This window comes from Nonomuraea angiospora, assembly GCF_014873145.1.
Classification (GTDB): Bacteria; Actinomycetota; Actinomycetes; order Streptosporangiales; family Streptosporangiaceae; genus Nonomuraea; species Nonomuraea angiospora.
Genome location: NZ_JADBEK010000001.1, coordinates 3,444,794 through 3,468,001 on the forward strand (window position 1 = coordinate 3,444,794; position 23,208 = coordinate 3,468,001).

Annotated in this window: 19 protein-coding genes; 4 read left to right on the top strand and 15 right to left on the bottom strand. The window is 71.6% G+C overall.

Annotated elements, in window-relative coordinates; genetic code table 11:
- Window positions 1–52 precede the first annotated feature (52 nt).
- Complete coding sequence (tyrS, locus tag H4W80_RS15640) at window positions 53–1,318, bottom strand: tyrosine--tRNA ligase (protein WP_192785759.1); 1,266 nt, start codon at window positions 1,316–1,318, stop codon at window positions 53–55.
- Between the two features lie 92 nt (window positions 1,319–1,410).
- On the opposite strand from tyrS, the gene H4W80_RS15645 reads away from it, so the two are divergent.
- Complete coding sequence (locus H4W80_RS15645) at window positions 1,411–1,812, top strand: PH domain-containing protein (protein ID WP_192785760.1); 402 nt, start codon at window positions 1,411–1,413, stop codon at window positions 1,810–1,812.
- Here the strand turns inward: H4W80_RS15645 and H4W80_RS15650 are convergent.
- From H4W80_RS15650 to argC, 9 genes are all read right to left on the bottom strand, one after another.
- Window positions 1,752–2,588, bottom strand: coding sequence for a DNA-3-methyladenine glycosylase (locus H4W80_RS15650; protein ID WP_192785761.1), 837 nt, complete (start codon window positions 2,586–2,588; stop codon window positions 1,752–1,754). The genes H4W80_RS15645 and H4W80_RS15650 overlap by 61 nt on opposite strands.
- Window positions 2,570–4,006, bottom strand: coding sequence for an argininosuccinate lyase (gene argH, locus H4W80_RS15655; RefSeq protein ID WP_192793524.1), 1,437 nt, complete (start codon window positions 4,004–4,006; stop codon window positions 2,570–2,572). The genes H4W80_RS15650 and argH overlap by 19 nt, the downstream gene beginning before the upstream one ends.
- Window positions 4,007–4,173: 167 nt before the next feature.
- Window positions 4,174–5,373 (bottom strand): argininosuccinate synthase, encoded by a 1,200-nt coding sequence (locus H4W80_RS15660; RefSeq protein WP_192785762.1) that lies wholly within the window; start codon window positions 5,371–5,373, stop codon window positions 4,174–4,176.
- Window positions 5,374–5,412: 39 nt separating this feature from the next.
- Complete coding sequence (locus H4W80_RS15665) at window positions 5,413–5,919, bottom strand: arginine repressor (RefSeq protein WP_192785763.1); 507 nt, start codon at window positions 5,917–5,919, stop codon at window positions 5,413–5,415.
- Window positions 5,916–6,863, bottom strand: a complete 948-nt coding sequence (gene argF / locus H4W80_RS15670; protein WP_318786882.1) for an ornithine carbamoyltransferase — start codon at window positions 6,861–6,863, stop codon at window positions 5,916–5,918. Before argF ends, H4W80_RS15665 begins: the two co-directional genes overlap by 4 nt.
- Window positions 6,860–8,026, bottom strand: a complete 1,167-nt coding sequence (locus tag H4W80_RS15675) for an acetylornithine transaminase (protein ID WP_192785764.1) — start codon at window positions 8,024–8,026, stop codon at window positions 6,860–6,862. The genes argF and H4W80_RS15675 overlap by 4 nt, the downstream gene beginning before the upstream one ends.
- A gap of 70 nt (window positions 8,027–8,096) precedes the next feature.
- Window positions 8,097–8,969: an acetylglutamate kinase gene (argB, locus tag H4W80_RS15680; RefSeq protein WP_192785765.1), complete on the bottom strand. Its 873-nt coding sequence runs from the start codon at window positions 8,967–8,969 to the stop codon at window positions 8,097–8,099.
- The gene (gene argJ / locus H4W80_RS15685) at window positions 8,966–10,117 is read right to left on the bottom strand and encodes a bifunctional glutamate N-acetyltransferase/amino-acid acetyltransferase ArgJ (protein WP_192785766.1); all 1,152 of its coding nucleotides are present in this window, start codon (window positions 10,115–10,117) and stop codon (window positions 8,966–8,968) included. Before argJ ends, argB begins: the two co-directional genes overlap by 4 nt.
- A gap of 67 nt (window positions 10,118–10,184) precedes the next feature.
- Window positions 10,185–11,207 (bottom strand): N-acetyl-gamma-glutamyl-phosphate reductase, encoded by a 1,023-nt coding sequence (gene argC, locus H4W80_RS15690; protein ID WP_192785767.1) that lies wholly within the window; start codon window positions 11,205–11,207, stop codon window positions 10,185–10,187.
- Between the two features lie 176 nt (window positions 11,208–11,383).
- Here argC and H4W80_RS15695 point away from each other — a divergent pair, with 176 nt between their 5' ends.
- Window positions 11,384–11,917 (top strand): hypothetical protein, encoded by a 534-nt coding sequence (locus H4W80_RS15695; RefSeq protein WP_225963467.1) that lies wholly within the window; start codon window positions 11,384–11,386, stop codon window positions 11,915–11,917.
- Window positions 11,918–11,942: 25 nt separating this feature from the next.
- Here the strand turns inward: H4W80_RS15695 and H4W80_RS15700 are convergent, their stop codons facing one another.
- From H4W80_RS15700 to H4W80_RS15720, 5 genes are all read right to left on the bottom strand, one after another.
- Window positions 11,943–13,982 carry a bifunctional aldolase/short-chain dehydrogenase gene (locus H4W80_RS15700; RefSeq protein WP_192785768.1) on the bottom strand — a complete coding sequence of 680 codons (2,040 nt, stop codon included), beginning with the start codon at window positions 13,980–13,982 and terminating at the stop codon, window positions 11,943–11,945.
- Window positions 13,983–13,988: 6 nt separating this feature from the next.
- Window positions 13,989–15,146 carry an L-rhamnose isomerase gene (gene rhaI, locus H4W80_RS15705; protein ID WP_192785769.1) on the bottom strand — a complete coding sequence of 386 codons (1,158 nt, stop codon included), beginning with the start codon at window positions 15,144–15,146 and terminating at the stop codon, window positions 13,989–13,991.
- A gap of 10 nt (window positions 15,147–15,156) precedes the next feature.
- On the bottom strand, window positions 15,157–15,474 hold the full coding sequence (locus H4W80_RS15710; RefSeq protein WP_192785770.1) for an L-rhamnose mutarotase: 318 nt from the start codon (window positions 15,472–15,474) through the stop codon (window positions 15,157–15,159).
- A gap of 138 nt (window positions 15,475–15,612) precedes the next feature.
- Window positions 15,613–18,336: an exo-rhamnogalacturonan lyase family protein gene (locus tag H4W80_RS15715; protein ID WP_192785771.1), complete on the bottom strand. Its 2,724-nt coding sequence runs from the start codon at window positions 18,334–18,336 to the stop codon at window positions 15,613–15,615.
- A 127-nt stretch (window positions 18,337–18,463) separates the two neighbouring features.
- Window positions 18,464–20,392, bottom strand: coding sequence for a beta-galactosidase (locus H4W80_RS15720; RefSeq protein ID WP_192785772.1), 1,929 nt, complete (start codon window positions 20,390–20,392; stop codon window positions 18,464–18,466).
- A gap of 338 nt (window positions 20,393–20,730) precedes the next feature.
- Here H4W80_RS15720 and H4W80_RS15725 point away from each other — a divergent pair, with 338 nt between their 5' ends.
- Together H4W80_RS15725 and H4W80_RS15730 are read left to right on the top strand one after the other, a co-directional pair.
- A complete protein-coding gene (locus H4W80_RS15725; protein WP_192785773.1) occupies window positions 20,731–21,732 on the top strand; it encodes a LacI family DNA-binding transcriptional regulator in 1,002 nt (333 codons plus the stop codon).
- Entirely contained in the window at window positions 21,729–23,141 is a 1,413-nt protein-coding gene (locus H4W80_RS15730) for a rhamnulokinase (protein ID WP_192785774.1), read from the top strand. The genes H4W80_RS15725 and H4W80_RS15730 overlap by 4 nt, the downstream gene beginning before the upstream one ends.
- Window positions 23,142–23,208 lie beyond the last annotated feature (67 nt).

Consider the following 23,208-nt stretch of genomic DNA (forward strand, 5'->3'; position numbering starts at 1 on the left):
ATACGGAAAAGGGCCCTTCCCCCGGTCAGGGGAAGGGCCCGTGCTGTGCAGGTCAGCCGACCTCGACACCGCCGATCGACTTCTTGCCGCGCCGGAGCACCATGAAGCGTCCGTGCAGCAGGTCCTCGGAGCCGGGTACGTACGCCTCGTCGGTGATCTTGACGTTGTTGAGGTACGCCCCGCCCTCCTTCACCGCCCGCCTGGCCGCCGACTTCGACTCCACCAGCCCGCTGTCGGCCAGGAGGTCGACGAACGGCGTCCCGAGCGCGGGAACCGTGGCCTTCGGCACCTCGGCCAGCGCCGCCCCGAGCGTGGAGGCGGGCAGCTCCTCCAGCGCGCCCTGTCCGAACAGCGCCTTCGAGGCCGCCACGACCGCGTCGAGCTCCTGCTTGCCGTGGAGCAGCTCGGTGAGGTCCTCGGCGAGCGTCCGCTGCGCCTCGCGGGCGAAGGGGCGTTCGGCGACGGCCTTCTCCAGGGTCTCGATCTCCTCGCGGGTCTTGAAGGTGAAGACCTTGAGGTAGTGGATCACGTCACGGTCGTCGGAGTTGAGGAAGTACTGGTAGAAGGCGTACGGCGAGGTCATCTCCGGGTCGAGCCAGAGGGCGCCACCCGCCGTCTTGCCGAACTTGGTGCCGTCGGCCTTCGTGATCAGCGGCAGGGTGAGTGCGTGGACGTGCCCGCCCTCGATGCGGCGGATGAGGTCGGCGCCCGCCGTGATGTTGCCCCACTGGTCGCTACCGCCGATCTGCAGCGTGCAGTTGTGGCGGCGGAACAGCTCCAGGTAGTCGTTGGCCTGCAAGATCTGGTAGCTGAACTCGGTGTAGCTCAGCCCCTCCCCCTGCAGACGCGCCGAGACGGACTCCCGGGCGAGCATGCGGTTGACCGGGAAGTGCTTGCCGATGTCGCGCAGGAAGTCGATGGCGCTCAGCTCGCCGGTCCAGTCGAGGTTGCTGACCAGCTGGGCGGCGTTCGGCTGGACGTCGAAGTCGAGGAAGCGGCCGACCTGGCCGCGCAGACGCTCCACCCACTCCGCGACGACCTCGCTGGCGTTGAGCGAGCGCTCGGTGTTGCGCCCGCTCGGGTCGCCGATCAGGCCGGTGGCGCCGCCGACCAGGCCGATCGGACGGTGCCCGGCGAGCTGGAGGCGGCGCAGCGTGAGCAGCGGCACGAAGTGGCCGACGTGCAAGGAGGCGGCGGTGGGGTCAAAACCGGAATAGACCGTGATCGGGCCCTTGGCCATGGACGCGCGCAGGGCGTCGAGGTCGGTGGACTGCGCGATAAGCCCTCGCCACGCGAGGTCATCGAGAATGTCGGTCACGGTGCCGGCTTTCCGTAGAGACGTTGGACGTTGAGTATGACAAGCGTGCCCGATCGCCCAGGTTTGCCGCCACTTGGATACGCTCTGTCTCCATGTGGAGGGTCCGTCGCGAGCTGGCCGTTTTCAAGATTTTAGGGGCTCTGGCGTGTGCTGGGCTCGCCGTCTACTGGTGGGTCGACGGCGATGTCCGCGGCGTGATCCTGGCGGTGCCGGCGGCCGTGCTGGTTGGCGGGATGGGGCTGCGCGATCTGATCGTCCCCGTACGGCTGGCGGCCGATCAGAGCGGGATCACCGTGGTGCACGGGTTCGCGGGCAAACGGCACGTGCCCTGGGAGGCGATCCGGGACATCAAGGTCGACGTGAACAGGCGATGGGGGCGGCGGAGCGAGATCCTGGAGATCGACACCGGCGACAACCTGCACATTTTCAGCCGTCACGACCTGGATGCCCCTCCCACCGAGGTGGCCGCGGCGTTGCGGCGGCGGGGTACGTGAGCGCGGTAGGGCGACACGGTCGGGTCACCGTCGATCCAGAACCGCCACGGCGTGTCCTTGGCGGTCGAGATGCCGGTACGCGGGCCTGACCTGATCGACGCCGCCTCCGGCGGAAGGCCCTCCAGCATGGCCGCGGCTGCATGGGGAATGCCGGTCAGCCGCTGATCGGCCGCGTCGGCTATATCGGCTATGTCGGCTACGAAAGAGGCCCCCGCGATCGCGTCGAGGCCGTTGTGCTCGCGGAGCAGGCCGAGGGCGACGGCGAGCCTGGCCGGGCCGCGGGCGAGGTCCCGGTCGGGGATCACCCGGCCGCTCGCAGCCCTGCCCGGACCCGTAGGGCCGGTGCCCGTGGACGTGCGGCCGTCGCCCGAAGAGGCGGGACCGGTGCCTGGAGACGTGCGGGCGGTGCCCGGGGATGTGCGCCGGGCGCGGGCCTCGTCGATGCCCGCCACCACCTCGCCCGCCCGCAGCAGCACGGCCGAGCCGAAGCCCTCGGGCAGGCACACCAGGTTCGCGCAGAAGTGCATGCCGTACGTGAAGTACACGTACAGGTGCCCCGGCGGGCCGAACATGACCGCGTTACGCGGCGTCTTGCCCCGGTAGGTGTGCGCCGCCGGGTCCTCGCCGGGGCCGCCGTACGCCTCGACCTCGGTCAGGCGCACGGCGACGGGACCGTGTACGAGCACGCGCCCGAGCAGGTCGGGCGCGACCTCGTGCGACGGCCGGTCGAAGAAACCCCGCGGCAGCGCGGCGGAGCTCAGCTCCCCGCTGCCCATGCCGCCTGCGCGTCGACCGCCTCCCGCAGCGCGACGAGCTGGTCGCGGACGCGGTCGGGCGCGGTGCCGCCGTGGGCCTTGCGCGCGGCCAGGGCGCCGGGCACGTTGAGCACGTCGCGGACGTCGGGCGTCAGGTGCGCCGACACCTTGATCAGCTCCTCGTCCGTGAGGTCGCCGAGGTCCTTGTCGTTGACCTGGCACCACACCACCAGGTGGCCGACCGCCTCGTGGGCCTCGCGGAACGGGACCCCGCGGCGGACGAGCAGCTCGGCCAGGTCGGTGGCCAGCGCGAACCCATCGGGCGCCGAGGCCTCCATGCGGGCGGTGTTGACCCGCATGGTCGCGACCAGCCCGGCCATCGCCGGCAGGACCAGGAGCAGCGTGTCGACCGCGTCGAAGACGGGCTCCTTGTCCTCCTGCAGGTCGCGGTTGTAGGTGAGCGGCAGGCCCTTGAGGGTGGTCAGCAGCGACATCAGGTTGCCGATGAGGCGCCCGGACTTGCCGCGGGCCAGCTCGGCGACGTCGGGGTTCTTCTTCTGGGGCATGATCGACGAGCCGGTGGAGTAGGCGTCGTCCATCTCGATCCAGCGGAACTCCTGCGAGGCCCACAGGACGATCTCCTCGCCCAGCCGCGACAGGTGCACGCCGATCATGGCCGCGTCGAACAGGAACTCCGCCGCGAAGTCACGGTCGGAGACGGCGTCCATCGAGTTGGGCGCGGCGGCCGCGAAGCCGAGCTCCTCGGCCACGGCCTGCGGGTCGAGCGGCAGCGACGAGCCCGCCAGCGCGCCGGCGCCGAGCGGGGAGATCGCGGCGCGCTTGTCCCAGTCGGTGATGCGGTCGATGTCGCGGGCGAAGGCGTGCACGTGGGCCAGGAGCTGGTGGCCGAACGACACCGGCTGCGCGTGCTGCAGGTGTGTCATGCCGGGCGCGGCCGTCTCGGCGTGCGTGGCGGCCTGGGCCATGAGCGCCGTCTCCAGCTCGACCAGGCGGGAGACGACCGTGCGGGCGTGATCGCGCAGGTAGAGGCGCAGGTCGGTGGCGATCTGGTCGTTGCGCGAGCGCCCCGCGCGCAGCTTGCCGCCCAGCGTGCCGAGCCGCTCCAGCAGGCCGCGCTCCAGCGCCGTGTGCACGTCCTCGTCGGCGACCGTCGGCCGGAACTCGCCCGCCTTGCAGGCGCGCTCCAGGTCGTCGAGCGCGCCGATCATGCGCTCGAGCTCCTCGTCGCTCAGCAGCTCCGCCCTGTGCAGCACGCGGGCGTGCGCCCTGGACGCGGCCAGGTCGTACGGCACGAGCCGCCAGTCGAAGTGCACGCTCACCGACAGCCGGGCCAGCGCGTCGGACGGACCGCTCTCGAATCGCCCGCCCCACAGCCGCATCGGCTTGCCATCACTCACCGTTATCTCCTTCGTGACCATGTCCATGGTCGCACCCGCTTCGGGACTCGTTGGCATCGTTCCTCGCTCTCTCGCCCCGAGCTCCTGTGCTCCGGCGGTCCATGGTCGCACCCGCTTCGGGACTCGTTGGCATCGTTCCTCGCTCTCTCGCCCCGAGCTCCTGTGCTCCGGCGCGACCTTAGTGCACGTCACCCTTTCTTGGCGTCCCGTGCGGCGGCGATCTTAGTGGGGAGGGAGAACAGCTGGACGAACCCCTTGGCCAGCGACTGGTCGAACGTGTCGCCGGTGTCATAGGTGGCCAGCGAGAAATCGTACAGAGAATCCTCCGAGCGGCGGCCGGTGACAGTGGCCCGGCCGCCGTGCAACGTCATGCGGATGTCGCCGGAGACGTGCTTCTGCGCCTCGGCGATGAGAGCGTCGAGGGCGCTCTTGAGCGGCGAGAACCACAGGCCGTCGTAGACGAGCTCGCCCCACCGCTGGTCCACGCCGCGCTTGAAGCGGGCGAGGTCGCGTTCGACGGTGACGTTCTCCAGCTCCATGTGCGCGGTGATGAGGGCGACGGCGCCGGGCGCCTCGTACACCTCGCGCGACTTGATGCCGACCAGGCGGTCCTCGACCAGGTCGATCCGGCCGACGCCGTGCGCGCCGGCGCGCCGGTTCAGCTCGTCGACGACCTGGTACGGCGTCAGCGCCCGCCCGTCGATCGCGACGGGGACGCCCTGCTCGAACGTGATGACGACCTCGTCGGGCTCGCGCGGCTCGGCCGGGTCGCCGGTGTAGGAGTAGACGTCCTCGGTGGGGCCGTTCCAGATGTCCTCGAGGAAGCCGGTCTCGACGGCGCGGCCCCAGAGGTTCTGGTCGATGGAGAACGGGTTCTTCTTCGACGTCTCGATGGGCAGGCCCTTGGCCTCGGCGTACTCGATGGCCTTGTCTCGCGTCCAGGCGAAGTCGCGGGCGGGCGCGACGACCCTGAGGTCGGGGGCGAGGGCGGCCAGGCCGGCCTCGAAGCGGACCTGGTCGTTGCCCTTGCCGGTGCAGCCGTGCGAGACGATCGTGCCGCCGAACCGCTTGGCCGCCGAGACCAGGTGCTTGACGATCAGCGGGCGCGACAGCGAGGAGACCAGCGGGTAGCGGTCCATGTAGAGGGCGTTGGCCTGCAGCGCGGGCACGCAGAAGTCGGCGGCGAACTCCTCCTTGGCGTCCACCACGACCGACTCGACCGCGCCGCAGTCGACGGCCCGCTGCTGGATCGCCGCCATGTCCTCGCCGCCCTGGCCGAGGTCCACGGCGACGCAGACGACCTCGGCGCCCATCTTCTCGGCGAGGTACGGGATGGCGACCGAGGTGTCGAGGCCGCCGGAGTACGCGAGCACTACCCTTTCGGACATTACATATCTCCGGATATCAGATGTTGGCCAGGCGGCGGGCTAGCCGCGCCGGTCGGCCACTCTCAGCAGCGCGTCCGCGACGGCCTGGCCGCCCGTCGGATCGCGGCTGATCACGAGGATCGTGTCGTCGCCCGCGACCGTGCCGAGGATCGACTCCCAGTCGGCGTGGTCGATGGCGGAGGCCAGGAACTGGGCCGCGCCCGGCGGGGTCCGTACGATGACCAGGTTGGCCGACGCCTCGGCGCCGACCAGCAGTTCCTCGGCGATGCGGTGCAGTCGCGCGGCCGGGCTCTCCCCGGTGCCCAGCCGGGTGAGCGGGATCCGGGCCCCGCCCTCGCCGGGCAGGGCGTAGACCAGGGATCCGTCGTCGGCGCGCAGCTTGAGCGCGCCGAGCTCGTCGAGGTCACGCGAGAGCGTGGCCTGGGTGACCTCGACGCCGCTCTCGGCGAGCAGCTTGGCCAGCTCCGGCTGGGAGCGCACGGCCTGCCGCTGCAGCAGATCTGTGATCTTGGCCTGCCGCGCCGCCTTGGTCATGGGGATCATCATCTATGGGACACCAGCCAGTGCAGGAGTGCCTTCTGGGCGTGCAGCCGGTTCTCCGCCTGGTCCCACACGACGCTCTGCGGGCCCTCGAGGACCTCGCCGGTGATCTCGTAGTCGCGGTAGGCGGGCAGGCAGTGCAGCACGATCGCGTCGGGCGCGGCGTGCTCCAGCAGCTCGGAGTTCACCTGGTACGGCATGAGGGCGGCGACCCGCTCCTCCTTGCCGTCCTGGCCCATCGACACCCACGTGTCGGTCGCGATCACGTGGGCGCCCTGGGCGGCGGCCACCGGGTCGGACAGCGCGATCACCGAGCCGCCCGTCCTGGCGGCGATGGCGGCGGCCTGGTCGAGGATGACCGCGTCGGGCTGGTAGCCGGCCGGGGCCGCGATCCGCACGTGCATGCCGGCGGTGGCCCCGCCGAGCAGGTAGGAGTGGGCCATGTTGTTGGCGCCGTCGCCCAGGTAGGTGAGCGTGACTCCGGCGGTGCGGCCCAGCTTCTCCTGGACGGTCTGCAGGTCGGCCAGGATCTGGCAGGGGTGGAACTCGTCGGTGAGCGCGTTGACGACCGGCACCCGGGAGTGGGCGGCCATCTCGTCGATGAGCTCCTGCCCGGTGGTCCGCCACACGATGGCGGCGACCTGCCGGTCGAGCACCCGGGCGATGTCGGCGGTGGGCTCGCCGCGGCCCATGAGGACCGAGACGTTGTCGACGACCAGCGGCAGGCCGCCGAGCTCGCCGATGCCGGTGTGGAAGGAGACGCGCGTGCGGGCCGACGGCTTGTCGAACAGGACCGCGACCGTCTGCGGGCCCTCGAACGGGCGGTAGCCGAACCGGTCCTTCTTCATGGCCGCGGCGAGGTCGAGCACCTCCGCCTGCTCGGCGGACGTGAGGTCGTCATCGCGAAGGAAGTGTCTGATTTGCGCCGAGTCCGCGCTGTGCCTGGTCACTTGGCCGCCTCCGACAGGATCGCCGGGTAGGCGGCCAGGAACTTGTCGATCTCCTCCGCCGTGACCACCAGCGGCGGCGCGATGCGTACGGCGTCCGGCTGGAGGGCGTTGACCAGGAAGCCGGCGCTCTGGGCGGCGCTCTGGACCTCGGCCGAGCGGGGCTCGTTCAGCACGGTGGCCAGCCAGAGGCCGCGCCCGCGCACGCTCTTCAGCAGCGGGTGCCGGATCGACTCCAGGCCGGAGCGCAGCCGCGCGGAGGCCGACTTGACGTGGTCGAGGTCAAGGTTGTCGAGCACGGCCAGGGCGGCGGCGCAGGCGACCGGGTTGCCGCCGAACGTGGAGCCGTGGTCGCCCTTGGCGAACAGCTTGCCCGCGTCGCCGAACCCGATGCACGCGCCGATCGGCAGCCCGCCGCCCAGGCCCTTGGCCAGGGTCAGGATGTCGGGCGTGACGCCGTCGGCCTGGTGCGCGAACCAGTGGCCGGTGCGGCCGATCGCGGACTGGATCTCGTCGGCCACCAGGAGGGCGCCCGTGGAGTCGCAGATCTCGCGGGCCGCCTCGAAGTAGCCCTCGGGCGGCGGGACCACGCCGGCCTCGCCCTGGGTGGGCTCCAGGAAGACCGCGATGCAGTCGCCGGTCACGGCCTCCTTGAGCGCGGTGGCGTCACCGTACGGGACGAAGCGGACGTCGATCGGGAACGGGCCGAACTGGTCGCGGATCGACGGCTTGCCGGTCAGCGACAGCGCGCCGATCGTGCGGCCGTGGAAGCCGTTCTCGGCGGCCACGAAGTAGGAGCGGCCCTCGCGCTTGCCGTACTTGACGGCGAGCTTGTAGGCGGCCTCGTTGGCCTCGGTGCCGGAGTTGGCGAAGAAGACCTTGCCCGGGGCGTTGAGCAGGTCGAGGAGCTTCTCGGCGAGCAGCACCTCGGGCTCGTGCAGGAACAGGTTGCTGGTGTGCGCGATCGTGGCGACCTGCTTGGAGACGGCCTCGACCAGGGCCGGGTGGGCGTGACCGAGCGAGCTGGTCGCGATGCCGCCGATGAAGTCGAGGTATTCGTTGCCGTCCACGTCCCAGACGCGAGTGCCCTCGCCTCGCGCCAGCGCCACCGGCGGCACGCCGTAGTTGGGCATGAAGGCCGTCTCGAACCTCTCATACAGGTTCATGCGGCCGACTCCGTCGTCCGCATGAACCTAAGGTTGCTGTGCTTATCGATTCGCTCGCTACGCTCGCTCATCAGGGCACCACCATCGTTCCGATTCCCTCATTGGTGAATATTTCCAGCAGCAGTGAGTGCGGCACGCGGCCGTCTAGCACGTGGGCCTGCGGGACGCCGCCCTGGACCGCGGTCAGGCAGGCCTCCATCTTGGGGACCATGCCGCTGGACAGCGTCGGCATCAGCGTCTCGAGCTCGTCGGCGTCGAGCTGGTCGATCACGTCGGTGTCGTCGGGCCAGTTGGCGTACAGGCCCTCGACGTCGGTGAGGACGATCAGCTTCTGCGCCTCGAGCGCCACGGCCAGCGCGGCCGCGGCGGTGTCGGCGTTCACGTTGTAGATCTGCCCGTCGTCCCCGCGCGCCACGCTGGAGACGACCGGGATGCGGCCGTTGTCGATCAGGGCCCGCACCGCGCCCGGATCGACCTTGATGATCTCGCCGACCTGGCCGATGTCCACGGGCTCGCCATCCACGATCGCGTGCTTGCGCACGGCCGTGAACAGGTGGGCGTCCTCGCCGGACATGCCGACGGCGAACGGGCCGTGCCGGTTGACCAGGCCCACGATGTCGCGGTTGACCTGGCCGACCAGGACCATCCTGACGACCTCCATGGCCTCCGGCGTGGTGACCCGCAGCCCGGCCGTGAACGTCGACTCGATGCCCAGCTTGGCGAGCGCGCTGCTGATCTGCGGGCCGCCGCCGTGCACGACGACCGGGCGCAGGCCCGCGTGCTGCAGGAAGACGACGTCCTCGGCGAAGCCCGCCTTGAGCGACTCGTCGGTCATGGCGTTGCCGCCGTACTTGATGACGACGGTCGCGCCGTGGAAGCGGGTCAGCCAGGGCAGCGCCTCGATCAGCGACTCGGCCTTGGCCTGCGCGCTGAGGGACCTCACGAGGAGTACGCCGAGTTCTCGTGGACGTACTCGGCCGTCAGGTCCGTGGTGTGCACCGTCGCGGTGTGCGGGCCCGCCGACAGGTCGATCGTGATCGTCACGTCCCTGGGGCGCATGTCCACCTTGGAGCGGTCGTCGCCGACCGCGCCGCCGCGGCAGATCCAGATGCCGTTGATGGCCACGTTCAGGCGGTCGGGCTCGAACACCGCGTCGGTGGTGCCGACGGCGGCCAGGACGCGGCCCCAGTTGGGGTCCTCGCCGTGGATGGCGCACTTGAGCAGGTTGGAACGCGAGACCGCGCGGCCGACCTTGACCGCGTCGGCCTCCGAGTCGGCGCCGACGACCTCGATGGCGATGGCCTTGGAGGCTCCCTCGGCGTCGACCAGGAGCTGCCTGGCCAGGTCGGCGCAGACCTCGTGGACCTTCTGCTCGAACTCGGCCAGGTCCGGCTTGACGCCGGCGGCGCCGCTGGACAGCAGGAGCACGGTGTCGTTGGTGGACATGCAGCCGTCGGTGTCGAGGCGGTCGAACGTCCTGGCGGTGGCCCTGCGCAGCGCGGCGTCGAGCTCCTCGCTGGTCAGGTCGGCGTCCGTGGTGATCACGCAGAGCATCGTGGCCAGGGCGGGGGCGAGCATGCCCGCGCCCTTGGCCATGCCGCCGACCATGTATCCGCTGCCCCGCCGGAACGAGATCTTGGAGACGGTGTCCGTGGTGCGGATGGCGTCGGCGGCGGCCAGGCCGCCGTCGCGGGAGAGCTGGGTGGAGGCGCTCTCGACGCCGGCCAGCAGCGCGTCCATCGGCAGCCGCTCGCCGATCAGGCCGGTGGAGCAGACCGCGACCTCGCCCGCGGAGTCCTGGAGCACCTCGGCCACCTTCTCGGCGGTGGCGTGGGTGTCCTGGAAGCCCTCGGGGCCGGTGCAGGCGTTGGCGCCGCCGGAGTTGAGCACGACCGCGCGCAGCCGCCCGCCGGCCAGGACCTGCTGCGACCACAGGACGGGGGCGGCCTTCACGCGGTTGGCGGTGAAGACGCCCGCGGCGGCCCTGCTGGGGCCGTCGTTGACGACGAGGGCCAGGTCACGGGCGCCGCCGGACTTGATCCCGGCGGCGATGCCCGCGGCCCGGAAACCGAGTGGTGCGGTTACGCTCACGCCGCCTCCTTCGTCGGCAACGCAAGCGTTGGACGCCCGTGCCCATTGGTTCGTTCGCTGCGCTCTCTCACGGTGCGACTCCTGTCAGGGGAAGGCCGAGCTCTTCGGGGAGGCCGAGTGCGAGGTTAACGCTCTGGACGGCGCCTCCGGCCGTGCCCTTGGTGAGGTTGTCGATGGCGATGACGGCGACCACGCGGCCCGCGCGTTCGTCGAGCGTCACCTGCAGGGCGGCGGTGTTGGCGCCGTAGGTCATGGACGTGGCCGGCCACGTGCCCTCGGGCAGGAGCTTGACGAACGGCTCCTCCTTCAGCGCGACCTCGTACGCCGTCCGCAGCGCCTCCTTGGTGAGGCCGGGCGCGGCCGGGGCGGTGCAGGTGGCGAGGATGCCGCGGCTCATGGGGGCCAGCGTCGGGGTGAAGGAGACGCGGACCCGGGTGCCGGCGACGGCCGACAGGCCCTGCTCCATCTCGGGAGTGTGCCGGTGGACGCCGCCCACGCCGTACGCGCTGACCGAGCCCATGACCTCGCTGCCGAGCAGGTTGGGCTTGAGCGACTTGCCGGCGCCGCTGGTGCCGCTGGCGGCCACCACGACCACGTCCGGCTCGGCCAGGCCCGCGGCGAACGCGGGCGACAGGGCCAGCAGGACGGAGGTCGGGTAGCAGCCGGGGACCGCGATGCGGGTGGCCGTCCGCAGGACCTCCCGCTGGCCGGGCAGCTCGGGCAGGCCGTAGGGCCAGGACCCGGCGTGCTCGCCGCCGTAGAACTCCTGCCAGGCGGCCGGGTCGGTGAGCCGGTGGTCGGCGCCGCAGTCGACGACGATCGTCTCCGCGCCGAGCTGGGCGGCGACGGCGGCCGAGTGGCCGTGCGGCAGGGCGAGGAAGACGACGTCATGCCCGGCCAGCGTGTCGGCGACGGTGTCCTCGATGATCCGGTCGGCCAGCTGCGGCAGGTGCGGCTGGTGGGCGCCGAGGCGGCTGCCCGCGCTGGACGCCGCGGTGAGCGCGCCGATCTCGAACTCGGGGTGCCCGAGCAGGAGGCGGAGCAACTCTCCTCCCGCGTAGCCGCTGGCCCCCGCGACCGCTGCCCTCATTCCGCCCTCTCTCCTGCATATTCATGCATTATTGCTCATGACCTTACTGTGAAGATAATGCACTCCACGGGATGGACATGCAAGCTGGAGGCGTCCAGATGACCACATCGTGAGACGGTGAGTGTTCCCAGTCGGCTGCAGGTGAATGCCAAGCCGGGGCGGCGACGATGGGGCACATGAGCGACTTCATGCCCGATATCCAGTTTGTCACCCCTGGTGGGAGGGATCCGGGGCGGCTCGGGCGGATCGTCCTCGTGCTGCTCTGGCTGACGGTGTGCCTGGCGCCGGTGGCGTTCGCGATCGGCGATCTGGAGCTGGCCACGGGGCGGGCCGGCACGCCGGGGACGCTGCGGGTGGCCTCGTGCGAGGCGCTGGGCCAGGGCCGGTACGACTGCCAGGGGATCTTCACTCCGGACTCCGGCGGGAGCGCCGTGGCGGTGGACGCCTCGCCGGACTCCGAGGCGGGCGACGTGACGCGGGCCCGGCTCACGCCGGAAGGCGACCGCGCGGTCCCGGCCGGGACGAAGGGGGTCCTGGCGGCCTTGACGTTGCCGGCGGTCGGCTTCGGGGGGCTGGGGTTCCTGCCGTACGTGATCATGTACTGGGCGGGCGCGCGCAGGGGGCGGCGGGCCGCCGTGGCCGGGGGTTGCCTGGTCACGGCGGCCGGGGCCGCGCTGACGGTGATCGGGATGGTGGCTGCCTACTCCTGAGCTGTCAGTCTCCTGAGCGGTCAGGTCAGCGGAGGAAGGCGGCGGCCACGCCCGCGTCCACCGGGATGTGCAGGCCCGTGGTGTGGGTGAGGTCGTTGCCGGTGAGGGCGAAGACGGCGGCGGCCACGTGCTCGGGCAGGACCTCGCGCTTGAGCAGGGTCCGCTGGGCGTAGAACTCGCCGAGCTTCTCCTCCTCCACGCCGTAGACGGCCGCGCGGTTGGCGCCCCAGCCGGAGGCGAAAATGCCGGAGCCGCGTACCACGCCGTCGGGGTTGATCCCGTTGACGCGGATGCCGTGCGTGCCCAGTTCGGCCGCCAGCAGCCGGACCTGGTGCGCCTGGTCGGCCTTGGCCGCGCCGTAGGCGACGTTGTTCGGGCCGGCGAAGACGGCGTTCTTGGAGGAGATGTAGACGATGTCGCCGCCCAGCCCCTGGTCGATCAGGACCCGGGCCGTCTCGCGCGCGACCAGGAACGATCCCCTGGCCATCACGTCGTGCTGCAGGTCCCAGTCGTCCAGGGTGGTCTCCAGCAGCGCCCGGGACAGCGACAGCCCGGCGTTGTTGACGACCAGGTCCACGCCGCCGAAGGCCAGCACGCCCGCGCGTACCGCCGCGGCGACCTGCTCCTCCGAGGTGACGTCCACGGCGACCGCCACCGCGACGTCGGACACCCTGTACGCGGCCGCGCCGATCTCGGCGGCGACCTTCTCCGCGGCGGCCACGTCGCGGTCGGCGACCACCACGCAGGCGCCCTCGGCGGCCAGGCGGCGGGCGGTGGCCGCGCCGATGCCCGAGCCGCCGCCGGTCACCAGCGCGACGCGGGTGGCCAGGGGCTTCGGCTTGGGCATGCGGCGGAGCTTGGCCTCCTCCAGCTCCCAGTACTCGATGCGGAACTTCTCCGACTCGGGGATGGGCGCGTACGTGGAGACGGACTCGGCCCCGCGCATGACGTTGATGGCGTTGACGTAGAACTCGCCGGCCACGCGGGCGGTCTGCTTGTCCTTGCCGAACGAGAACATGCCGACGCCCGGCACCAGCACGATCGCCGGGTCCGCGCCGCGCATGGGCGGCGAGTCGGGGGTGGCGTTGCGGTCGTAGTAGGCGGTGTAGTCGGCGCGGTAGGCGGTGTGCAGCTCGCGCAGCCGTTCGACGGCCTGCTCCAGGGGCGCGTCCGGCGGCAGGTCGAGCACCAGCGGCGCGACCTTGGTCCGCAGGAAGTGGTCGGGGCAGGACGTGCCCAGGGCGGCCAGGCGCGGGTGCTCGGCGCGGGAGACGAAGTCCAGCACCTCGGGCGTGTCGGTGTAGTGGCCGACGACGCGGAGGTCGGTGGAGGCCAGGCCGCGAATGTGCGGGAACAGCGCGGCGGCCCGCGTGTGCCGCTCGGTCTCCGGCAGCGTCTCGTAGATCACCGAGCCGAACGGGTCGGGGCGGCCGTGCTCGGCCAGGTACGCCTCCGCGGTGCGGATGATCTCCAGCGAGCGGGACTCGCACTCCTGCGCCGTGGCGCCCCAGGCGGTGATGCCGTGGCCGCCGAGGACGCAGCCGATGGCCTGCGGGTTGGCCTCCTTGATGGCGGCGATGTCCAGGCCGAGCTGGAAGCCGGGCCGCCGCCACGGCACCCACACCACGCGCTCGCCGAAGACGCGCCTGGTCAGCTCCTCGCCGTCGGCCGCGGTCGCGATCGCGATCCCGGCGTCGGGGTGCAGGTGGTCGACGTGCGCGGCCTCGACCAGGCCGTGCATGGCGGTGTCGATCGACGGCGCGGCGCCGCCCTTGCCGTGCAGGCAGTAGTCGAACGCGGCGACCATCTCGTCCTCGCGCTCCACGCCCGGGTAGACGTTCACGAGCGCGCGCAGGCGGTCCAGGCGGAGCACGGCGAGCCCGGACTCCTTCAGCGTGCCCAGGTCGCCGCCCGAGCCCTTGACCCAGAGGAGTTCGACGTCCTCGCCGGTGACCGGGTCGGGCGCCGCGCCCTTGGCCGAGGTGTTGCCGCCCGCGTAGTTGGTGTTGCGCGGGTCGGCGCCCAGCCGGTGCGAGCGCTCCAGCAGTTCCTTAACGACTTCCATGGTTGGTCAGGCCCCCCAGCCGGCCTGGTTGCCGCCGACACGCTCGGCGGCAATTTTCTCGAAATATCCGGACTTGGCGTACGCGGTCATCGGGTCGGGCGCCAGCCCCGACTCCTCCCGCAGCTCGGCGAGCAGCGGCCGCACGTCGGTGTTGTAGGCGTCCATGAACACGGCGTTCGCGCCCAGCACGTCGCCCTCGGACTGGGCGGCGGCCAGCGCCTCCCGGTCCACCAGCAGCGCCTTGGCGGTGGCCTCCTGGACGTTCATGACCGAGCGGATCTGGCCCGGGATCTTGGGCTCGATGTTGTGGCACTGGTCGAGCATGAATGCCACGCCGGCCTCAGGGTCGAGCCCGCCGCCGCGGACCACCTCGAACATGATGCGGAACAGCTGGAACGGGTCCGCCGCCCCCACCATCAGGTCGTCGTCGGCGTAGAAGCGCGAGTTGAAGTCGAAGCCGCCGAGCTTTCCCTCGCGGAGGAGGAAGGCGACGATGAACTCGATGTTGGTGCCCGGCGCGTGGTGGCCGGTGTCCACCACGACCTGCGCCTTGGGGCCGAGCTTGACGCAGTGGGCGTACGCGGTGCCCCAGTCGGGCACGTCGGTGGCGTAGAAGGCGGGCTCGAAGAGCTTGTACTCCAGCAGGAAGCGCTGGCCCTCGCCGAGCCGGTCGTACACCTCGGCCAGCGACTCGGCCAGCCGGTCCTGGCGGGCCCTGATGTCGTCCTGGCCCGGGTAGTTGATGCCGTCAGAGAACCACAGCTTGAGCGTGTCGGAACCGGTGGCGTCCATGATGTCCACGCACTCGAGCAGGTGGTCGGTGGCCTTGCGGCGCACCCGCGCGTCCGGGTTGGTGACGCTGCCCAGCATGTAGTCGTCGTCCTGGAAGACGTTGGAGTTGATGGCTCCGATGCCCACACCCAGCTCGCGGGCGTGCCTGGCCAGGTCGGCGTAGTCGTCCACCTTGTCCCACGGGATGTGCAGGGCGACCGTGGGGGCGATCCCGGTGTAGGCGTGCACCTGGGCGGCGTCGGCGAGCTTCTCGTACGGGTCGCGCGGCACCCCCTTCTGCGCGAACACCTTGAACCGCGTGCCGCTGTTGCCGTAGGCCCAGGACGGCGTCTCGATGTGCTGCGCCCGCAGCGCGGCCTTGATGTCAGTCATTACTCCCCGATCAATCCAGGTGGAACACTTCGTCCAGCGGGTGCATGCCCTCGTCGGGCCGCCCGTCGAGGCTCTCGAAGAACGGCGCCATCTCGGCCTGCCAGCGGGCGTTGACCTCGGTCTCGGCCATGGCCTTCCTGGCTGCCTCGAAGTCCTCGGTCTCCAGGTAGCCCACGAGGAGGCCGTCGTCTTTGAGGAAGAGCGAGTAGTTGTGCCAGCCGGTGCGCGCGAGCGCCTCTCGCATGTCCGGCCAGACGTCTCGGTGGCGTTCGCGGTACTCCGCCAGCCGCTCTGGGCGGACTTTCAGCAGGAAGCAGACGCGTTGCACTGACACTCCCTTCAAAACGTTTTAATCCTTCGTGCAGGAAACTATGATTCCTGGTGCTCGCTGTCAATGCACCCGGGCCCACGGACGGCGTGCGGTGATCGCCCGGTCACGGTGACACGTTTTAATCCCCGGCGACGGTCAGGTGGGGAGTCTGTCGCCGACGAGGGCCAGGTTCTGGATGGCCGCCAGACCGTACAGGGCCGTGGTGTTGGTGGAGACCCAGGCCGCCTCGTCCGTCGGGTTGAGGGTCGTGGTGACCTTCTCCGACTTCCACGGCAGGTCCGGCGCGTACCCGTCGCCCGTGGCGAACTCCGTCCACGCCCGGGCGGCGAGGTCGTCGCGCTGGAGCCGGACCGCCGCGTACGCCGTGAGCCGGGAGTGCCCCTGCTTGAGGATGAGGTTGCCGAAGTTCGCGCCCGTCTCGGCGGCCTGCTCGGCCTTGGTGGCGTTGAACAGGCGGCAGTACTGGAGCCAGGCCCGCTCGAAGTCCGGCATGTCCACCAGGTCGATGAGCTCGGCGCAGATCTCGACCTGGCCGAACATGGCCGACAGGTGGGACACCGCGACCTTGCGGGCGGCCGGGGCGAACTCGCCGGTGCTGAGGTTGTAGAGGCCCTCGCCGGTGACGAAGCCGTTGGGCATGGCGGCGATGGTGCGCATGGTGGCCTTGAGCTTCTTCTCGGCCACGGGGTCCCCGCCGCGTTCCCACTCGGTCAGCCAGGCGGCGGCCAGGCCGCTCCAGTCGGTGCCCAGCCCGATGGCGAGGGCCGACGGGTCCGGCGTGTACGGCTCCGTGCGGATCTTGCGGAGCGGGTCGATGGCCAGGAACGTCTTGTCGGAGTCCACCAGGGCCCGCATGAGGTCGCCGGTGCGCTCGTCGGCGGTCAGGAAGTAGAAGATGCGCCGGTAGACCGCGGTCGAGATGCGCTGCTGCTTGGCGCTGCACCCCCAGTGCTGCACGTTGTGCCGGCTGCCGAGCCCGGCCCAGGGCCCGAGGTGGTAGACGTCCACCTCGCCGGTGTGCCGGGTCATCGCCTCGGCGAAGCGGAACACGTCGGCGCGCCCCGAGCGCAGGTAGGCGTACCAGAGCCACAGGTCGGGCGAGAGCTCCGAGTTGTCCCAGGCGTAGCCGCCGACGTCGTAGCGCCACACGTGCCGGTCCTCGTCGAAGGTGTGCATGATGTCGCCGTAGTCCCAGAACCCGTACCAGTGCCGCTGCTCGACCTGCTTGCGGTAGTAGTCGAAGAGGAAGTCGAGGCGGTCCTCGATGGTCTTCCTGCCGGGCGTCGACCGGTCGACCGGGCTGAACAGGCCGCCGAACACCTTGGCGGCGGCCAGGTGGGCGGGTGGCGCGACGATCAGGGGCGGCGTGCGGACGGCGTCGGCCATCGCCCCGAGCCGGGCGGCGTCCGGGGTGGCGGCCAGCGCCCAGAAGGTCAGCTCGCTCGTACGCGCGATCCCGAGCGGCGTGCCGAAGCCGGGCTCGTAGTCCTCGTACGTGATGTTGAGGCCCTCGATCTGCTCCGGGTAGGTGTCCTGGCCCATGCCGTCGTGGTAGAAGCGGGTGTCCATCGGCCCGGCCTCCGGCGACCAGAGCCAGACGGTGACCTCGGCCTCCTCCGAGGCGGCCCCGCGGATGTCGAGCTGGGTGGGGTGCCGCTGCCAGAAGTCCCGCAGGCCGAACGCGAGCCCGCCGCTCGTCCCGCCCACGTACCCGAGCCCCGAGGCGCGCCGGCCCTGGTCCACGGCGACCCAGCCGTACCCCTTCTTGGTGCGCTTCTTGAGCGTGAAGCCCTCGGAGGACAGCTGGGCGAGGCTGTAGTCGCCCCAGTCGGGGATGAGCTGGACGCGGCTGCTGACCCGCGTGTCCCAGGTGGCGATGTCCGGCAGCCGCTGCCCGGCCACCTGCGCCTTCCGCACGGCCGCGCCGGGGTCGCGGCGCAGGCCCGTGATGCCCTTGACGGCCTCGGTGAGCAGGCCGTGCCCGTCGCCGACGAACCGGATGTGCCGGTTGTACGGCTCGTCCCGCATCGGGACGCGGAAGCGCACGCCGAGCCCGGCGACGAAGTCGTGCTGCCCGTCGCGGTCGAAGACGAACGTGTGCGTCATCCGCACGCTCTCCGCGCCCGCGTAGAAGTAGAGCCGGATCGTGAACGGCAGCCACGAGCGGCCCTTCTTGGAGGTGTGGCGGCCCTCGATCCGCACGACCGCGCGCACCGGGCCGGACTGCTCGACCTCCACCTTCGAGATGTCGCTCAGGTAGGAGTCGACCTCGACCGTGCGGTCGTCACCGTCGTCGATCTTGCCCTGGCGGAGGTTGACGAGCTGCCCCTTGCGCGCGATCTCGGTCTCGCCGCGCCAGATCTGGCTGATCAGCTCGCTGCCGCTCTTGCGGACGCGGGCGCGGATCACGCCGGTGTCCACGTCCACGTACTGCTTCTCGTCCTTGACGGTGACCGGCTTGACGGGAGCGGCGGCTGTGGCCGCGACTGGGCCGGGCCGCAGCGTGTACGTCTCGGCCGGGGGCGTCCCGGGACCGACCGCGTGGGCCGTCCACTTGAGCGACCCGTCCGGCCAGTACGCCAGCGGCCACGTCTGCATCGGCACGGCGGCGCCGTCGGCCGCGGTGAGCGCGAACGCCTGCTCCTTGGCCCAGCTCATTGGCACGGCGCCCTTCGGCCAGGGGACGCCCCAGGTGGTGCCGGGCGCCTCGGCGGGCTTGTCCTCCAGCCAGCGCAGGGGGACGTCGGGGACGGCCGGCGCCGCCAGCGCGGGCGACTCCAGGGCCGAGGCCAGCGGGACGGCGGCGCCGGCGACCGCTAACCCCTTCAGGGCGTCGCGGCGTGAGATCTGCTCGGACACAGGTGCACCTCCAGGCGGGGAGGGGCGCGCTCGCACGCGCCCCTCAGGGGGGTTGGTGGGTGGTACAGCTCCCTGGGGAAGCGCTTTCCAAAGCCGGATGGCGGAACGCCCGCGGGCGCCCCGCCGATCAGGCGGAGATCACGCGGACGTCGCCCGCCGCCACCGTGACCGGGTCGCCGCCGGGCGGGGTCACGACCGCGTCCTCGCCCGTGTGGTTGACGGCGAACAGGTAGGAGCGGCCGTCCGCGTGCGAGCGCCGTACGACCTCGACCCCTGCGGGGGCGGCGGCGACGGGTTCGACGCCCGCCTCCGTCGCGACGGCGGCGATGACCTCGGCCAGGCCGTCGTCGTCGGGTCTGGTGGTGAGGTAGTGGGCGAACCCGTCACCCCACTCGTTGCGGGTCCAGGCGGGCTCCCCGGTGGCGTACGTGTCGAGGACCTTCGCGCCGGTCGCGTGCGCCACCTCGCTCCAGGCGGTCCCCGACGCGCCCGAGGCCAGCGCGATCGGCCCGTCGAGGGGGAAGAACTCCTCCACGCTCACCCCGAGCAGGTCGCGCCACGCCCCGGGGTAGCCGCCGAGCCGCACCCGGTCGTGCTCGTCCACGATCCCGCTGTACGGGCCCACGAGCGCGACCCCGCCCCGCTCCACGAACCGTTCCAGGTTGGCCGCTCCCGCGTCGCTCACCAGGTAGAGCGCGGGCACCAGCACCAGGCGGTAGCCGGTCAGGTCGCCTTCGGGGTGGGCCAGGTCGCAGGTGAGGCCGGCCCGCCAGAGCGCGGCGTGCCAGCGCTTGGCCTCCTCCACCGGGTCCATGTCCGCAGAGGGCTGGGCCGGGTGGTCCTGGGCCCAGACGCTGGAGTGGTCGATGAGGATCGCGACGTCGGCGCTGACGGTGCTGCCCGCCACGTCGGCGAGGCCGGCCAGCTCGGCGCCGAGCGCGGCCACCTCCCGCCAGATCTTGGTGTTCGTGCCCGCGTGCGGCAGCATCGCCGAGTGCCACTTCTCGGCGCCGGCGCGGGAGGCCCGCCACTGGAAGTACATGATCCCGTCCGCGCCCCTGGCCAGGTGGGTCATGGAGTTGCGGCGCAGCTCGCCGGGGGCCTTGGCCCGGTTGCGCGGCTGCCAGTTGACGGCGCTGGTCGAGTGCTCCATCAGCAGCCAGGGCCGGCCGCCGTTGAGCGAGCGGGCGTAGTCGGCGGCGAAGGCCAGGTCGATGTGCGGCTCCGCGCGGGCGCCGATCAGGTAGTGGTCGGTGGAGACCACGTCCATCTCGGCGGCGAAGGCCCAGCAGTCCATGTCCCAGTGCGCGCCCGCCATCAGGTTGGTGGTCGCGGGCACGTCCGGGGTGATCTTCCTGAGCAGGTCGCGCTCGGCGGTGTAGAGCTCGATGAGCGCGTCGGAGCTGAAGCGGCGGAAGTCGAGCTGCTGGCCGGGGTTGGGGAAGGTGGGGGTGGCGCGCGGCGGCAGGATCTGGGCCCAGTCGCCGTAGCGCTGGGACCAGAACGCGGTGCCCCAGGCGTCGTTGAGCGCGTCGAGCGTGTCGTAGTGCGAGCGCAGCCAGGCGCGGAAGGCCGCCGCCGAGGTGTCGCAGAAGCAGCGCGCGTTGTGGCAGCCGTACTCGTTGTGCACGTGCCACAGGGCCAGCGCCTCGTGGTCCCGGTAGCGCGTGGCCAGCTGCTCGGCGATGCGCAGCGCCTTCTCGCGGTAGATCGGCGAGCTGGGGCAGAAGCCCTGCCTGCTGCCGTGGGTCAGCCGCCGCCCGTCGGCGTCCACCGGCAGCGCCTCCGGGTAGGCGTCCCCGAACCAGGGCGGCGGGGCGGCGGTCGGCGTGGCCAGGTTGGCCTTGATCCCGTTTGTGGCCAGCAGGTCCATCACGCGGTCGAACCAGCCGAAGTCGAACACTCCCTCGGCCGGCTCCAGCAGCGACCAGGAGAAGATGCCGACGCTGACCCGGTTGACGCCGGCCTCGCGCATCAGCGCGACGTCCTGCTCCCACGTCTCCTCGGGCCACTGCTCTGGATTCCAGTCCCCGCCGTAGGCGATGACGTCCGGCATGAAACCTGCCTTTCGCAAGTCTGTTAGCGCTCACAGCGTGTTACGTCAGCGTTTACGGGGGATTAAAACGTTCCTCACGCGCGTCGCACAAGGCCCGGCTTGCGTCCTGGGCGGGTTCCCGCTGATCAACAGGGGTGATTGCGCAGGCAGACCCGCCGAATCCAGGCGCGCCCCGTTACTTTAACGTTATGAACGATGGGGAAAGCGTTCTTCGTGCGCACCCGGATACAAACGTTTTACTGGACAGCCGCACAACTCCGCCCACTTCAGACCCGGAAACGCCGCTCCACCGGTGCCGCGACTGGCGCCTTGGTCGTTAGTACGTTTTAATCGTCCCCATGGCCATGGTCAGCATCAAGGACGTCGCCGCACACGCCGGCGTCTCCCCGGGCACGGTCTCCAACGTACTGAACCGGCCCGGGAAAGTCGCGCCCGCCACCCGGGAGCGGGTGGAGGCGGCGATCAGCGAGCTGGGGTTCGTCCGGCACGGCTCGGCCTCGACGCTGCGCGCCGGGCACAGCAGGACGATCGGCCTGAGCGTGATCGACATCGGCAACCCGTTCTTCACCGAGGTCGCGGCCGGGGTCGAGGACGTGGCCAGCGAGCTCGGCTACGCGGTGATCCTGGGCAACTCGGCGGGCTCGCAGGACAAGGAGGAGCGCAACCTGCGCGTGCTGGCCGAGCACCGGGTGCGCGGCGTGCTGATCACCCCCTCCGGCGAGGACGCGGGCCGTCTCGACCGGCTGCGCGAGCGCGGCATCAGCGTCGTCCTGGTCGACCACCCGGCGCACCGGCCCGACCAGTGCGCGGTGGCCGTGGACGACGTCGCGGGCGGCCGGGCCGCGGTCACCCACCTGCTGGCCAAGGGCGCGCGCACCGTCGCCTACGTGACGGGCCCGATGACGATCAGGCAGTGCGTGGAGCGCTGGGAGGGCGCCAAGGCCGCGATGCGGGCCGCCGGGCTCGACCCGGGCGACCTGAAGGTGACCGAGACCGCGACGATGACGGCCCGCGCGGGCGAGAAGGCGGCCGCCGGCCTGATCGAGAACGGGCTGCCCGAGGCCGTGTTCTGCGCCAACGACCTGCTCGCGCTCGGCGTGCTGCGCGCGCTGCTGCGGGCGGGCGTGCGGGTGCCGGAGGACGTGGCGCTGATGGGCTACGACGACATCGACTTCGCCGCCGCCTCCACCGTGTCGCTCAGCTCGATGCGGCAGCCGACCTACCAGCTCGGCCGGATCGCCACCGAGCTGCTGCTTGACGAGTGCGACAACCCGGACACGCACGCGCACCAGCACATCATGTTCCAGCCCGAGCTCATCGCCAGGGAGTCCACACAATGAGCCGCCGTTTCGCCGCCGTCGACCTCGGGGCCTCCAGCGGCCGGGTGATGCTGGCCGACCTCTCCGACGGCCTGGAGCTGACCGAGGTCCGCCGCTTCCCCAACGAGCCGGTGACCGTGGCGGGCCGCCTGCAGTGGGACATCACCCGCCTGTACTCGGAGATCCTCGCCGGCCTGCGCGACGCGGGCCCGGTGTCGTCCGTCGGCGTGGACTCGTGGGCGGTCGACTACGGGCTGCTCGACGCGTCGTCCTCGCTGATGGGCGACCCGGTGCACTACCGCGACGACCGCACGCGGGGGGTGGCCGAGCGGGTGGCCGAGTCGGTCGGGGCGGAGACCCTGTACGACGTGTCCGGGCTGCAGGTGCTGCCGTTCAACACGATCTACCAGCTGCTGGCCGACCGGCTCGACGGGGCCGTGACGATGCTGCTGATCCCCGACCTGATCGGCTACTGGCTCACCGGCGAGGTGGGCGCGGAGGTGACCAACGCCTCGACGACGGGGCTGCTCGACGTGCGCACCAGGTCGTGGGCGTTCCCCCTGATCGAGCGGCTCGGGCTGCCGGCCGGGCTGTTCCCGCCGCTGCGGCAGCCCGGGGAGGCGGTCGGCGAGCTGCGGGGGCGCGCGGCCGACGCGGTCGGCTGGTCGGCGCCCGTCACGGCGGTCGGCTCGCACGACACGGCCTCGGCCGTGGCCGCCGTGCCCGCCTCCGGGCCCGCTTTCGCCTACATCTCGTGCGGCACGTGGTCGCTGGCCGGGGTGGAGCTGCCGCAGCCCGTCCTGACGCCCGAGAGCCGGGCCGCGAACTTCACCAACGAGGCCGGCATCGACGGCACCGTCCGCTACCTGCGCAACGTCATGGGGCTGTGGCTGCTGCAGGAGTGCCTGCGCGCCTGGCCGGGCTCCGACCTGCGCGAGCTGCTGAGTGCGGCGGCGGGCGAGCGGCCGTTCGCGGCCGTGGTCAACCCGGACGAGCCGGTGTTCCTGCCGCCGGGCGACATGCCGGCCAGGATCGCCGCCGAGTGCCGCCGCACGGGCCAGGAGCCTCCGTCGTCCCCGGCCGCGTACGTGCGGTGCGTGCTGGAGAGCCTGGCGCTCGGCCACCGGCTGGCCGTGCGGCAGGCGATGGAGCTGTCCGGGCGTGACGTCGAGGTCGTCCACCTGGTGGGCGGCGGGTCGCGCAACGAGCTGCTGTGCCAGTTCACCGCCGACGCCTGCGGGCTGCCGGTGGTGGCCGGGCCCGCGGAGGCGACCGCGCTCGGCAACGTGCTCGTGCAGGCGCGCTCGGCGGGGCTCGTCTCGGACCTGGCGGAGATGCGCTCGCTGGTCGCCGCCTCCCAGCCGCTGCGCCGCTACGAGCCCTCCGGCGACCCCCAGGTGTGGGAGAAGGCCGCCGCGCGCCTCGCCTGACCCCCTCCGACCTGCGGGTTTTCGCCTCCCGGGAGCAGGGCAGAAACCCGGCCAGGGGTTTCGGGGG

Coding starts and splice junctions, on each gene's coding strand:
- H4W80_RS15645 (WP_192785760.1), top strand. CDS start 1,411: ATGTGGAGGGTCCGTCGCGAGCTGGCCGTTTTCAAGATTTTAGGGGCT.
- H4W80_RS15650 (WP_192785761.1), bottom strand. CDS start 2,588: ATGGGCAGCGGGGAGCTGAGCTCCGCCGCGCTGCCGCGGGGTTTCTTC.
- argH (WP_192793524.1), bottom strand. CDS start 4,006: ATGGTCACGAAGGAGATAACGGTGAGTGATGGCAAGCCGATGCGGCTG.
- H4W80_RS15660 (WP_192785762.1), bottom strand. CDS start 5,373: ATGTCCGAAAGGGTAGTGCTCGCGTACTCCGGCGGCCTCGACACCTCG.
- H4W80_RS15665 (WP_192785763.1), bottom strand. CDS start 5,919: ATGATGATCCCCATGACCAAGGCGGCGCGGCAGGCCAAGATCACAGAT.
- H4W80_RS15675 (WP_192785764.1), bottom strand. CDS start 8,026: ATGAACCTGTATGAGAGGTTCGAGACGGCCTTCATGCCCAACTACGGC.
- argC (WP_192785767.1), bottom strand. CDS start 11,207: ATGAGGGCAGCGGTCGCGGGGGCCAGCGGCTACGCGGGAGGAGAGTTG.
- H4W80_RS15695 (WP_225963467.1), top strand. CDS start 11,384: ATGAGCGACTTCATGCCCGATATCCAGTTTGTCACCCCTGGTGGGAGG.
- H4W80_RS15700 (WP_192785768.1), bottom strand. CDS start 13,982: ATGGAAGTCGTTAAGGAACTGCTGGAGCGCTCGCACCGGCTGGGCGCC.
- rhaI (WP_192785769.1), bottom strand. CDS start 15,146: ATGACTGACATCAAGGCCGCGCTGCGGGCGCAGCACATCGAGACGCCG.
- H4W80_RS15720 (WP_192785772.1), bottom strand. CDS start 20,392: ATGCCGGACGTCATCGCCTACGGCGGGGACTGGAATCCAGAGCAGTGG.
- H4W80_RS15725 (WP_192785773.1), top strand. CDS start 20,731: ATGGCCATGGTCAGCATCAAGGACGTCGCCGCACACGCCGGCGTCTCC.
- H4W80_RS15730 (WP_192785774.1), top strand. CDS start 21,729: ATGAGCCGCCGTTTCGCCGCCGTCGACCTCGGGGCCTCCAGCGGCCGG.